The organism is Ruegeria sp. C8, assembly GCF_056537565.1.
This window is the reverse complement of record NZ_JBQFRV010000001.1, coordinates 565,121-577,727: the sequence shown is the minus strand read 5'-3', so window position 1 is coordinate 577,727 and position 12,607 is coordinate 565,121. Positions and strand designations below refer to the sequence as shown.

Here is a 12,607-nt window from a genome sequence, read left to right as displayed (position 1 = left end):
CTGCGACTGCTTATGCACCATATATCTCGGAGGGTGTAGCGTTGGTTAACCAAACTGCGCCTAACTGTCCGGCTCCTCATCGTGATGAGCCAGATGTCCGTCCCATTCCCCGGTCGGGATCTTTGGTTCGGGCGGATCAGCGATGTAGGAGGGGGTCATGATCTGCACGTTATTCTCGTTGAATACGGCCACAATGTTGCGATGCAGATCTGACCGGATCTTGGGAATAATGCTGCCCCGGGTCGTGTATCCGTTGATCTGATAATTGATCGCGTAGTCGGCCAGCGCGGTCCACAGGACAAAGGGTTCGGGCTTGGACTTGATGCCCTTGGTGCGATTGGCGGCCTCGATCAGCATCGCCTCGATCTTTTCGGGTGGCTCTTCATAGCCGATCCCTACAGTTGTGTGCAGCAACAGCCCGCTGCCATCTGTCTTCTTCGAGAAATTCACCACGTCCGAATTCATCAGCTGCGCGTTGGGGATTGAGATCAACTCGTTCTTGATGGATTTCAGATGTGTTTCCATCAGCTTGATCTGCACCACGTCGCCGATGTGGTCTCCGATCTGAATACGGTCCCCGATTGAGGTCGAGCGGCGATAGATCACGAACAGCCCGGCCAGCATGTTCGATACGACCGAGTTTGCGCCCAGCGACAGCATGGCACCGACCAGAATGGTCAGGCCCTGAAATGCCGCCGAATCCGAGCCTGGAATGTAGGGCACGGCAAAGACCAGCGCGATCAGTATCACGACCACTCGGGCAATGTTGAAGGTCGGGTTAACCCAATGCTTCTCAAAATCGCCCATATCGAACGATCCCGCTTCGACCGCGTCGAAGAAGACCCGCATGCCCTTGATAATATACAAAGTTACCCAGGCGATCAGGCCAAGCATGATCATGTTTGGGATATAGCTGAGGATGCCTTTGAAGATCAGGAGGACCGGCTCGGTCAGATAGGTCAGCAGCAATTGCGCGAAATACCGAGTTTCGGCAAAGGCCAGTAAAACGAAAGACAGGTAGTAGTAGAAACCCAGGAAGAAAATCACCAAAAGGACGAAATTCAGACCGTAGCGCACCAAGGCTGCAATGGCCTCAGCTTGAACGCTCTTGGCAGTGGCGGTTTCCACGTCCTTCAGATAGCGCTTTACGAATCTCAGTGTCCGCCGCCGGATTCTGCGGTGCAGCCACAAGATCATCACGATAAAGACAACGAAGCCCAAGGTCCAAGCCGCGGCTTCGATAGCACCTGAAACCCGCGCCTGTTCTGTTCGATTCAAACGGTAGGCCTCAATAGCCTGTTTGATCGCATTGCCGTGCAGAACGCTGACAACGCTGAGTTCCATCTGGTCCAATTCTGCATCGGCTTCGGTGACGATCGAAACCCGTTCACCATCAACCAGAACCCAGGTGCCGAACTCGGTTTCCTCAAAGCTGATCGTGACCTCGGACGCGTCCGACGCTTCGGCGATTTCTATGATCTTGTCTTGAACTTCTTCGGCACGCTCGGGGGCGGGTAGTGCGCTTGAGCCTCGAACCTGAAACAGAACGTCCCCGTCGATTATAACTGGGGCCATAAAAGTTTCTGATTCTGCAGCTTCTGTCACAGGCGCATCGGTCGGTGACTCTTGTGCCTCGACAGGTTGGCTTAGCCAAAGAGCTGCCGCCATTGCAGTCAGCAAATAACGTAGCAAATGGAAGGGTTTGAATTGCCGTGCCATGTGTCCCCCTTGTTTGGAACTATACCCGGTTTGAACAGCGTTCCTAGGACATATCTGCAACGTTTTGACGGTTCTTGTGGCGGCAGGTGTGCGTTCAGGTGGGTCACGCTGCCGCCATTGCTTGCAAACACGCATATCAGCGCATAGGTTCCCGCCAAATTTGCGGAACGGTGCCGCAGGTCAAAGAAAAAGGAATATCCCATGGAAGGTGGCGCAATCGCCCAGTTTCTCCCGCTGATCCTGATCTTCGCGATCATGTATTTCCTGCTGATCCGTCCGCAGCAAAAGAAGATGAAAGAACATCAGGCCATGGTCGAGGCCGTGCGCCGTGGCGATCAAGTCGTCACACAGGGTGGTCTGATCGGCAAGGTGTCGAAGGTCAAGGAAGGCGACAACGAGATCGAGGTCGAGATCGCCGAGGGCGTTAAGGTTCGTGTGGTCAAATCGACCATCGCTCAGGTTCTGAATAAGACCGAACCTGCGAAGTAACTTCGCCTTACAATTCCTTGAAAAGGCAGGGTTATGCTGCAAATTGATACCTGGAAGCGGGTTCTGATCTGGCTGGTCTGTGTGACCGGCCTGCTCTTGGCTCTGCCGAATGCGTTCTACACGCGGGTCGAACAATCCAACGACGCTAAAGCTGCGATAGAGCTTGGCGCGGATACGCCCGAAAATCAGGCCGAGGCGGCGCAGTGGCCGAACTGGCTGCCGTCCTCCTTGGTCAATCTTGGCCTCGATCTGCGGGGCGGTGCGCATCTGTTGGCCGAGGTCAAGGTCGAGGATGTCTACGAATCCCGCATGGAAGCGATGTGGCCCGAAATCCGCGACGCCCTGCGGGATGAGCGTTCCACCGTTGGCACGATCCGCCGTCAGGACTCGGACCCCGATCAGATTCGCGTCCGCATCAGCCAGCCCGAGGGGATGGCGCGCGCGCTCGAAACCGTTCGCGGTCTAGCCCGTCAGGTTCAGACGCTGACTGGTGTCGGTGCGACTGATATCGAGGCCTTTGCCGATGGCGATACAATCGTTGTGCAGCTCTCCGAGGCGGAGAAGCTGGCCTCGGATGATCGCACCGTGCGTCAATCGCTTGAGATCGTGCGCCGCCGGATTGACGAGGTTGGTACGCGTGAACCCACCATTCAGCGCCAAGGTGCAGACCGTATCCTGATTCAGGTTCCCGGGATCGGAAGTGCAGGCGAGCTGAAAGAGATCATCGGCACGACGGCGCAGCTGACTTTCAACCCGGTTGTCGGTCGTGGCACGGACCCGGATGCCGTTGCAGGCATCGGTGAAGAAGTGGTGCCGTCGATTGACGAAAGCGGTGTGTACTACACGCTTGAATCCTCTCCTGTCGTGACTGGGGAGGAACTGGTTGATGCGCAGCCGTCGTTTGATCAGAACGGACGTCCCGCCGTCAGTTTCCGGTTCAACACATCAGGCGCGCGGAAATTCGGTGACTATACGCTGGAAAATATCGGCGCGCCTTTCGCGATCGTGCTGGATGATGAGGTGATCTCGGCCCCTGTGATCCAAAGCCACATTCCCGGTGGTTCTGGCATCATCACCGGCAATTTCACGGTCGAGGAAAGCACCAACCTTGCCATCCTGCTACGGGCAGGGGCCTTGCCTGCCGAGCTGGAGTTCCTCGAAGAACGTACCATCGGCCCTGAATTGGGTCAGGACAGCATCGACGCCGGTAAAGTCGCCACTATGGTAGCCTTCGCCGCAGTGCTGGTGTTCATGGCGCTCAGCTATGGTTTGTTTGGCCTCTTCGCCAACATTGCCTTGATCATCAACGTGGGCCTCTTGTTCGGTCTGCTGTCGCTGATCGGTGCGACGCTGACCCTGCCTGGCATTGCTGGTATCGTCCTGACGGTCGGTATGGCCGTGGACGCTAACGTGCTGATTTTCGAACGTATCCGAGAGGAACTGAAATCCGCCAAAGGCCCCGCGCGTGCTATTGAGCTGGGCTATGAAAAGGCTCTGTCGGCCATCGCGGATGCCAACGTGACCACCTTCATCACGGCGGTGATCCTGTTTGCCATGGGCAGCGGCCCCGTGCGCGGATTCGCCATCACTCTGGGCCTGGGTATCCTGACCTCGGTCTTCACCGCGATCTTCGTGACGCGCCTGATGGTCGTCATGTGGTTCGAACGCCGCCGTCCGAAAACGATCGAGGTTTGATCATGAGACTGAAACTCGTACCCCAAAGCACCTCGTTCGATTTCTTCAGCCGCTGGAAGCTCTGGCTCGGCATTTCGGCCCTGATGATGGTTGTGGCCTTCGCCTCATTCATGTTGCAGGGCCTCAACTTCGGTATCGACTTCCGTGGTGGCACAACGATCCGTACCGAAAGCACCCAGCCGATTGACGTGGGTGTCTATCGCGACGCAATTGCACCTCTCGAACTGGGCGACGTCTCAATCACCGAGATTTTCGACCCGACCTTCGGACCAGAAGACAACGTCGCAATGATCCGTATTCAGGCGCAGGCAGATGCAGAAGCTGTCGAAGCCTCGACCATCACAGCTGTTGAGGGCGCGTTGCAGGCCGTGATCCCCGATATCCAATTCGTATCGGTGGAGTCGGTTGGCCCCAAAGTCTCGGGCGAGTTGATCCAGACAGCCGTGATCGCCATCGTTTTGGCCATCGGAGCGGTGCTCGTCTATATCTGGCTGCGGTTCGAATGGCAGTTCGCTCTTGGCGCGGTCGCGGCGCTTGTGCATGACGTGATCCTGACAATCGGCATCTTCTCGGAGCTTCAAATCCGCTTCGATCTGGCCATCATCGCGGCGCTTCTGACCATCGTGGGATACTCACTGAACGACACTGTGGTCGTGTTTGACCGCGTGCGTGAGAACCTGCGGAAGTACAAGAAGAAAGACCTCAAAGAGGTGCTCAACATCTCGATCAACGAAACCCTCAGCCGGACGGTGATGACGTCGGTCACGACCCTTCTGGCGCTGATCTCGCTCTATGTGCTTGGCGGGGACGTGATCCGAGGCTTTGTCTTCGCGATGATCTGGGGTGTGATCGTGGGGACCTATTCGTCAGTCTTCGTGGCCTCGACCATCCTGTTGTGGCTGGGTGTCAAGCGTGACTGGTCCAAGCCGTCCAATAACGCGGGCAACCAGTTTGCCAACGTAGATGCCTGAGATCTTCGGCCAGTCCCCACAGGGTCTGGCCGTTGTCTTATTTGCAGCCTTTCTTGGGGGCGTCGTTCGCGGTTTCTCGGGGTTTGGCACCGCTTTGGTTTTCCTGCCTATCGCCACCCCATATCTCGGCCCGTTCGGAGCGCTGATCGGCCTGACGATCATGGATATCTTTGGCCCCTTGCCGAATCTGCGCCAGGCATGGGGTGCAGTCAACAAGGGCGATCTGATGCGCCTCCTGCTGGGCTGCGGAGTGGTTCTTCCGCTGGGGCTATGGGTGTTGACGCAGGTCGCGCCCGAGGTTTTCCGCTATGCGGTCAGCGGTCTGGCCCTTGCGATGCTGGCCATTCTGATCCTCGGCCTGCGCTATCACGGTCATGTCAGCCGCGTGATGGTCACGGGTATCGGCGGAGCCGCCGGGTTCCTTGGCGGTGTCGCAGGGCTACCTGGTCCGGCCGTCATCCTGTTCTACATGTCGCGTCCACTGCCGGTGGATGTCATTCGCGCGACAATCCTGTTGTTTCTGTTCGGGTTCGACTTCCTGCTGCTCGGCTACCTGACCGGCATGGCGCAGGTCACCCTTGCCGCTGCTGGGCTGGGACTGCTTCTGGCGCTACCTAACCTGCTGGGCAATTGGCTTGGCGGGTGGCTTTTCCGACCAGACCGAGAACGCCTCTACCGCGCGGCCGCCTATATGGTGATTGCCCTGGCGGCCTTGTCCGGCCTGCCGCTTTGGGGGTAAACACAACGCATGCGACTGAATGAGATCAACTATACCAACGCCGAACCCGTTGACGGGTACGGCCCCGGCTTTTTCCGGATCGGAGGGCGCGTTCATCAAGGCGCCGTGCTGATCGGCCCGACGGGAACGCAGGCGTGGGGCGGATACTCAGACGACGAGCCACTGCGCGAACTGTCCGAGGTCGTCGATGTCCTGTTCATCGGAACCGGAGCCGATCTGGCCCACATCCCGCCCGAGCTGCGCCAAACTCTCGAATCTGCTGGGATCGGAGTCGAGATCATGAACTCCCCCGCCGCCTGCCGCACCTACAACGTCCTTCTATCAGAAGGTCGCCGCATCGCGCTCGCTCTGATCCCTGTTTGACGGGATCCGCTTCATCTGGCCAAAAATATCCCAGGGAGCGCGAGGGGCTGGCCCCTCGCATCCGAACCCATCCAAGCGCACTGCCCTAGCTCCCTGCGTCAAATCCAACCTTTTGCCTGCGTCCCCAATCGGATAAGCGAGTCTTATGACACTATCCGTTTCCGATCTGACCATCACCCGTGGTGGCGTGCCCGTGCTCGAGGGGGTGAGCTTCAAACTCACCCCCGGTCAGGCGCTCATTTTGCGCGGGCCAAACGGAATCGGAAAAACAACGCTCCTGCGCACTTTGGCGGGGCTACAACCTGCCTTGGCGGGGCACATCGAAGGGGCAGAGGACCAGATCGCCTACGCCTCGCATTCCGATGGTTTGAAACCAACCCTAACAGTGGTTGAAAATCTTGCTTTCTGGGCGTCGGTCTTTGGGACCCATGACATACAGCCGGCTCTGGACGCCTTCGCGCTGAATGACCTGTCCGACCGCCATGCGGGCAATCTGTCGGCAGGGCAAAAGCGCAGGCTGGGCCTTGCACGGATGCTGGTCACGGGGCGGCCGATCTGGATGCTGGACGAACCAACCGTCTCACTCGACAAAAACGCCGTTCAGATGTTCGCCAGCGCCGTGCGTCGGCATCTGGGGCAGGGCGGCTCGGCCCTGATCGCGACCCATATCGACCTCGGCCTCGACGGAGAGGTTCTGGACGTCGGCCCCTATAAGGCCAAGCCGCAACCCATCGATGACTTCGACGGAGGCTTCCTGTGATCGCCCTATTGTTGCGCGACCTGAAGCTAGCCTTCCGCGCAGGCGGAGGCTTTGGTCTCGGCCTTGCCTTCTTCCTGATCGTAACGGTTCTGGTGCCTTTTGCTGTAGGTCCACAATCGTCGCTACTCTCGACCATCGCGCCGGGAATTCTATGGCTGGGTGCTTTGCTGGCCTGCCTGTTGTCCCTCGACCGTCTTCTGGCCTTGGATTGGGAGGATGGCTCGCTGGACCTTTTGGCCACCGCTCCTCTGCCGCTAGAGGCCGTCGTCTCGATCAAAGCGCTGGCGCATTGGATCACGACCGGTTTGCCTCTGGTTCTTGCAGCACCGTTTTTGGGCGTCTTGCTGAACCTTCCCACGCCGGGCTTCTTCTGGCTGGTGATCTCGCTCCTGCTCGGAACGCCCGCCATGAGCGTCATCGGCACCTTCGGCGCAGCCCTGACCGTCGGACTGAAGCGCGGTGGCCTTCTGTTGTCACTGCTGGTTTTACCGCTCTATGTCCCAACCCTGATCTTTGGTGCAGAAGTCGCCCGTCGGGGCGCCGTCGGGATGGAGACCCAAACCCCACTTTTGATGCTGGCGGGGATCACGATGGCTACGATTGCGCTGCTGCCCTTCGCCAGCGCGGCGGTCCTGCGGATCAATCTGCGGTGAAGCGCCACAAGTTTGACCAAGGTCAATTGAGACCGCATCCGATTCAGACTAAATAACGCCCATGACACTCGCAGCCAAAGCCAACGCCCTCTGGGAATATGCCAACCCGCGCAAGTTTCTTGCCACCAGTGAGCGTGTCTTGCCGTTTTTCTGGATCACTTCTGCCCTGTTTCTGGCGGTCGGACTGGTCTGGGGCTTTTTCTTCACGCCCGATGATTTCCGACAGGGCTCGACCGTAAAGATCATCTACCTGCACGTCCCATCTGCACTGATGGCGATCAATTGCTGGCTGATGATGCTGGTGACCTCGCTGGTCTGGTTGGTGCGCCGCCATCACGTCAGCGCTCTGGCCGCGCGTGCCGCCGCACCTGTGGGCATCGTGATGACCCTAATCGCATTGGCGACCGGGGCGATTTGGGGCCAACCGATGTGGGGCACCTGGTGGGCCTGGGATCCACGCCTGACCTCGTTCCTGATCCTGTTCCTGTTCTATCTCGGCTACGTCGCCTTGTGGGAGGCCATCGAGGACCCGGACACCGCCGCCGACCTGACCTCGGTCCTGTGTCTTGTGGGATCGGTTTTCGCGATTCTCAGCCGTTATGCGGTAAACTTCTGGAACCAGGGGCTGCATCAGGGCGCCTCGGTCATGCGGGCCGGAGCGGTCACGGGCACGGATACTGAAGAGAAGGTCAGCAACGTGTTCTTCTATCCATTGCTGACCTGCATCATTGGCTTCGTTCTGCTGTTCATCGCTTTGGTTCTGTATCGTACCGGCACTGAAATCCGTGCGCGTCGGGTCAAAGCGCTACTGGCTCGTGAAAGGGTGGGCGCATGATGCCTGATCTTGGAAAATACGCAGACGCTGTCTTGTCGTCCTACGCTGCTTCGATCCTGCTGCTCGTTGCGCTGGTCGTCTTCAGCGTGATCCGGGGACGCAAAGTGCGGGCCGAAATGGAGAAAATCGAACAAAGGATGTCGCGCAATGGCTAAGATTTCGCCTTTGATGGTCGCGCCGCCGCTGATCTTCGGTGCTTTTGCCGTTCTGGCCGGTATCGGCATGTTCCGAGACGACCCCAACGCCCTGCCATCCGCCCGCGAAGGGCAACCCGCTCCTCCGGTCGTCCTGACTGAGTTTCCGGGCAAAACGCCTTTCGACGACGCGACCCTGCGGGACGGGCAGGTAAAGCTGGTCAACTACTGGGCCAGCTGGTGTGCCCCCTGTCGCGCAGAGCATCCAAACCTTGAGGCGCTGTCGAACGAAGGCATCCCGGTCTACGGCGTCAACTACAAAGACAAGTTGGACAATGCGCAAAGCTTTCTGACTGAATTGGGCGATCCCTATACCGGCATCGGTCGCGACGAGCAGGGCCGCATGGCTTTGGATTGGGGGCTTTACGGCGTTCCCGAAACCTATGTGATCGACGGGGAAGGCACCGTGGTCCTGCGTTTCGCCGGTCCGATCACCCAACGTGTGATCGAAAGCACGATCCGCCCGGCGCTTGAAAAAGCGGCTGGCGGTTAGAGCCTGTAGCCACCGGTCACAGCCAAGGTCTCACCCGTGATGAATGCGGCGTCGTCTGACGCCAAGAACCGCACGGCCTTCGCGATATCGTCTGGCTTCCCAATCCGCCCCATGGCTGTGTTCTCGACGAACAAAGCGGTCAAGTCTTCGGGGCGTGGGTCTTCGGGGATATTAATCGCCCCCGGTGCCACAGCGTTGACCCGAATACCCTGAGATCCAAGCTCCTTTGCCATCCCGCGTGTCCAAAGGTTCAGGGCTGCCTTGCTTGCCCCATAGATCACCGCGTCCTTCGGCGGCAAAACGGCGTTCATCGAGGAAATGCTGACAATCGCCGCGCCCGGTTTCAAATGGGGCAGAGCAGCCGCTAACAAAGCGGCAGGGACCAGCAGGTTCAAATCTAAAATGGAACGATGATCTTCCAGGTCAAAAACCTCTTTCGGAGTAGACCTGACCAAACCCGAATTGTTCACGATCATGTCCAGCCGCCCGAAACGTTCGACAACGTCGCGTATAACCCCTTCAGGCTGTCCGTCCTGCGTCAGATCGGACCGTATCGGTTGCAAACTTTCCCCTTCCAACACCGGATCGGGTTCGGTGGACAGCCATGTGAAAGCAACACGATGATCGCGCCGTAGGTCTTCCACGATGGCGCGCCCGATCCCCCGCGCGCCGCCGGTTACCAAAGCCACTTTCTCCATACCAACCTCCCGCGCACGGTTGATAGTCCACTCAGGACACAATCAACTTCTTCTGTTCAAAAATACCTCGGAGCGCAAGGCAGAGCCTCGCATAAAAAAAGGACGCCGACCGGCGTCCTTTTCAGTCTGTGGATCAACACCACGTCAACCCGCCTTCGCGAGATTGCGCAGCACATAGTGCAGAACACCGCCGTTCTCGATGTATTCGATCTCAGGGGCTGTATCTATGCGGCATTTCAGGGTGATGGTCTTCTCTGTCCCGTCGCCATAGGTGATGGTGCAGGGCACCTCCTGCAGCGGCTCAATCGTGTCCAGACCATGGATCGAGACCGTCTCATCCCCCTTCAACCCAAGCGTTTTGCGGGTATCACCACCGGTGAACTCAAACGGAATCACGCCCATGCCCACGAGGTTTGAACGGTGGATGCGCTCAAAACTCTCTGCAATCACGGCTTTGATGCCCAGCAGAGCAGTCCCCTTCGCGGCCCAGTCACGGGAAGAGCCCGCGCCATATTGTTCACCTCCGAAAACGACCAGAGGGGTGCCATTCGCCTGATACGCCATCGACGCGTCGTAGATCGAGGTCTGCGCGCCATCCGGCCCCTTGGTGTAACCACCTTCAACCCCGTCCAGCATCTCGTTCTTGATGCGGATATTGGCGAAGGTGCCGCGCATCATGACCTCATGGTTGCCCCGGCGCGAGCCGTAGGAGTTGAACTCACGCGGCTGCACCTGACGTTCCATCAGGTACTGACCGGCGGGCGAGGTCGTGGCAAACGATCCAGCGGGTGAGATATGGTCGGTCGTGACCATATCGCCGAGGATCGCCAGCACCTTGGCCCCCTCGATGTTCGAGATCGTGCCCGGCTCAGCCCCCATGCCCTGAAAATAGGGCGGGTTCTGGATATAGGTCGAGGTCGGCGGCCAGTCATAGGTTTCCTGCTGCGGAACCTCGACCTCACGCCATTTCTCATCCCCTTTGAAAACGTCGGCATATTTCGACTGGAACGCCTCGCTGGTGACGGTTGCTTCGACCAACTCCGCGATTTCGCTCTGGCTGGGCCAGATGTCCTTCATAAAGACGTCATTGCCGTCCCGATCCTGACCGATGGGTTCGGAGGTCAGGTCAATATCCATGGCGCCTGCCAGCGCATAGACAACGACCAGAGGCGGCGAGGCCAGATAGTTGGCGCGCACATCCGGCGAGATCCGCCCTTCGAAGTTGCGGTTGCCCGAGAGAACCGAGGTGGCGACAAGATCGCCTTCGGAAATAGCTTCGCTGATTTCTCGCTGGATCGGACCCGAGTTACCGATACAGGTGGTGCAGCCATAGCCCACAAGGTTGAACCCGATCTTGTCCAGATCGTCTTGCAGACCCGCCGCCTCAAGATAGGCGGAAACCACCTGCGATCCCGGCGCAAGCGAGGTCTTCACCCATGGCTTTCGGTCCAGACCTAGCGCGGCGGCCTTGCGGGCTACAAGACCCGCTCCGATCATCACATAGGGGTTCGAGGTGTTGGTGCAGGAGGTGATCGAGGCGATCACGACCTTGCCTGATTCCATACCGTAGTTCTCGCCTTTGACTTCGACCTGCTTGCCCATCGGGCGTTTGAAGGTCTTCTCCATCTCGTTCAGGAACGCGGCCTTCGCTTCCGTCAGCGCCACATAGTCCTGCGGACGTTTCGGCCCCGAGATCGCAGGCACAATGGTGCCCATATCTAGTGACAGGGTGTCGGTATAGATCGGCGCGTAGTTCTCATCACGCCACAGCCCGTTTTCCTTGGCATAGGCTTCGACCAGCGCAAGTCGCTCTTCGTCGCGCCCGGTATTGCGCATGTAGCGCAGGGTTTCGCCGTCGATTGGGAAGAAGCCGCAGGTTGCGCCATATTCGGGGGCCATGTTGGCGATCGTGGCACGGTCGGCCAGCGGAAGGCGATCCAGACCATCGCCGTAGAATTCGACGAATTTTCCAACCACGCCCTTTTCACGCAGCATCTCGACGACTTTCAGCACAAGGTCAGTGCCGGTAGTGCCCTCGACCATCGCGCCGGTCAGTTCAAAGCCCACGACCTCGGGGATCAACATCGAGATCGGCTGGCCGAGCATCGCTGCCTCAGCCTCGATCCCGCCGACGCCCCATCCCAGAACGGCCATGCCGTTGACCATGGTGGTGTGGCTGTCTGTACCGACAAGGGTGTCGGGATAGGCGACCTCTTCGCCATTCTGATCAGTATCCGTCCAGACGGTTTGGGCCAAATATTCTAGGTTCACCTGATGGCAGATGCCGGTGCCAGGCGGTACGACGCGGAAATTGTTGAACGCGTTCTGACCCCATTTCAGGAATTGGTAGCGTTCCATATTGCGCTCATATTCACGGTCCACATTCATCTGGAACGCACGCGGGTTGCCGAACTCGTCGATCATGACCGAGTGGTCGATGACCAGATCCACCGGGTTTAGCGGATTGATTTTTTGCGCATCTCCGCCCAAAGCTTTGATCCCATCGCGCATCGCCGCCAGATCAACCACGGCAGGCACACCGGTGAAATCCTGCATCAGCACGCGGGCAGGGCGATAGGCGATCTCACGCGGGTTCTCGCCCCCGTTTTCGCCCCATTCCGCAAAGGCCTTGATGTCGTCGACAGAGACAGAGAATCCGTCATCCTCGAATCGAAGCATATTTTCCAGCACCACTTTCAACGCGGCGGGCAGCTTGGAGAAATCACCCAGACCGGCCTCCTGAGCGGCGGGGATGGAGTAGTAGGAAATGGTTTTACCATTCACGCTCAGGCTGCGGCGTGTTTTGGCGGTATCCTGTCCGGTTTTGATAGGCATCCTGTGGCCTCCCTCTCAAATAACTTGGAAAATGGGATTCGCTGCGGTTTATCTTGATCACGTTTGTCCGGGGTTCAAGCGTCAGTTAGTGACAAATCGAAAGTGTATACTGTGGTATGCAAATTCAAGGGCAGGAGGTCGCCTCGTCTCAAGAAACCTTGAT

The 12,607-nt window shown here is 58.3% G+C and carries 13 protein-coding genes; 10 read left to right on the top strand and 3 right to left on the bottom strand.

Going from position 1 to position 12,607, the window contains the following annotated elements; translation table 11 throughout:
- Positions 1–60: 60 nt before the first annotated feature.
- Positions 61–1,575, bottom strand: coding sequence for a mechanosensitive ion channel family protein (locus ACR0KL_RS02920; protein ID WP_480554490.1), 1,515 nt, complete (start codon positions 1,573–1,575; stop codon positions 61–63).
- 345 nt (positions 1,576–1,920) lie between these two features.
- Here ACR0KL_RS02920 and yajC point away from each other — a divergent pair, with 345 nt between their 5' ends.
- The 10 genes from yajC (at position 1,921) to ACR0KL_RS02870 (ending at position 8,911) form a co-directional block, all read left to right on the top strand.
- Positions 1,921–2,208 (top strand): preprotein translocase subunit YajC, encoded by a 288-nt coding sequence (gene yajC / locus ACR0KL_RS02915; RefSeq protein WP_155151194.1) that lies wholly within the window; start codon positions 1,921–1,923, stop codon positions 2,206–2,208.
- Positions 2,209–2,241: 33 nt separating this feature from the next.
- Positions 2,242–3,903, top strand: coding sequence for a protein translocase subunit SecD (gene secD, locus ACR0KL_RS02910; RefSeq protein ID WP_480776619.1), 1,662 nt, complete (start codon positions 2,242–2,244; stop codon positions 3,901–3,903).
- A gap of 2 nt (positions 3,904–3,905) precedes the next feature.
- Positions 3,906–4,874, top strand: a complete 969-nt coding sequence (gene secF, locus ACR0KL_RS02905) for a protein translocase subunit SecF (protein ID WP_170374075.1) — start codon at positions 3,906–3,908, stop codon at positions 4,872–4,874.
- On the top strand, positions 4,867–5,613 hold the full coding sequence (locus tag ACR0KL_RS02900; protein ID WP_170721747.1) for a TSUP family transporter: 747 nt from the start codon (positions 4,867–4,869) through the stop codon (positions 5,611–5,613). The genes secF and ACR0KL_RS02900 overlap by 8 nt, the downstream gene beginning before the upstream one ends.
- A gap of 9 nt (positions 5,614–5,622) precedes the next feature.
- Positions 5,623–5,976 carry an Mth938-like domain-containing protein gene (locus ACR0KL_RS02895; protein WP_170721748.1) on the top strand — a complete coding sequence of 118 codons (354 nt, stop codon included), beginning with the start codon at positions 5,623–5,625 and terminating at the stop codon, positions 5,974–5,976.
- A 145-nt stretch (positions 5,977–6,121) separates the two neighbouring features.
- Positions 6,122–6,736 carry a heme ABC exporter ATP-binding protein CcmA gene (gene ccmA / locus ACR0KL_RS02890; RefSeq protein ID WP_170676495.1) on the top strand — a complete coding sequence of 205 codons (615 nt, stop codon included), beginning with the start codon at positions 6,122–6,124 and terminating at the stop codon, positions 6,734–6,736.
- Positions 6,733–7,389, top strand: coding sequence for a heme exporter protein CcmB (gene ccmB, locus ACR0KL_RS02885; RefSeq protein WP_170676494.1), 657 nt, complete (start codon positions 6,733–6,735; stop codon positions 7,387–7,389). Before ccmA ends, ccmB begins: the two co-directional genes overlap by 4 nt.
- Before the next feature lie 61 nt (positions 7,390–7,450).
- Positions 7,451–8,224, top strand: coding sequence for a heme ABC transporter permease (locus ACR0KL_RS02880; protein WP_170676493.1), 774 nt, complete (start codon positions 7,451–7,453; stop codon positions 8,222–8,224).
- Positions 8,221–8,379: a heme exporter protein CcmD gene (ccmD, locus tag ACR0KL_RS02875; RefSeq protein ID WP_170374069.1), complete on the top strand. Its 159-nt coding sequence runs from the start codon at positions 8,221–8,223 to the stop codon at positions 8,377–8,379. Before ACR0KL_RS02880 ends, ccmD begins: the two co-directional genes overlap by 4 nt.
- Positions 8,372–8,911: a DsbE family thiol:disulfide interchange protein gene (locus ACR0KL_RS02870; protein ID WP_170374068.1), complete on the top strand. Its 540-nt coding sequence runs from the start codon at positions 8,372–8,374 to the stop codon at positions 8,909–8,911. Before ccmD ends, ACR0KL_RS02870 begins: the two co-directional genes overlap by 8 nt.
- Here ACR0KL_RS02870 and ACR0KL_RS02865 read toward each other — a convergent pair.
- A complete protein-coding gene (locus tag ACR0KL_RS02865) occupies positions 8,908–9,609 on the bottom strand; it encodes an SDR family oxidoreductase (protein ID WP_170676492.1) in 702 nt (233 codons plus the stop codon). The two genes, ACR0KL_RS02870 and ACR0KL_RS02865, sit on opposite strands and share 4 nt — an antisense overlap.
- 144 nt (positions 9,610–9,753) lie before the next feature.
- The gene (acnA, locus tag ACR0KL_RS02860) at positions 9,754–12,444 is read right to left on the bottom strand and encodes an aconitate hydratase AcnA (RefSeq protein ID WP_170676491.1); all 2,691 of its coding nucleotides are present in this window, start codon (positions 12,442–12,444) and stop codon (positions 9,754–9,756) included.
- Positions 12,445–12,607: the final 163 nt, after the last annotated feature.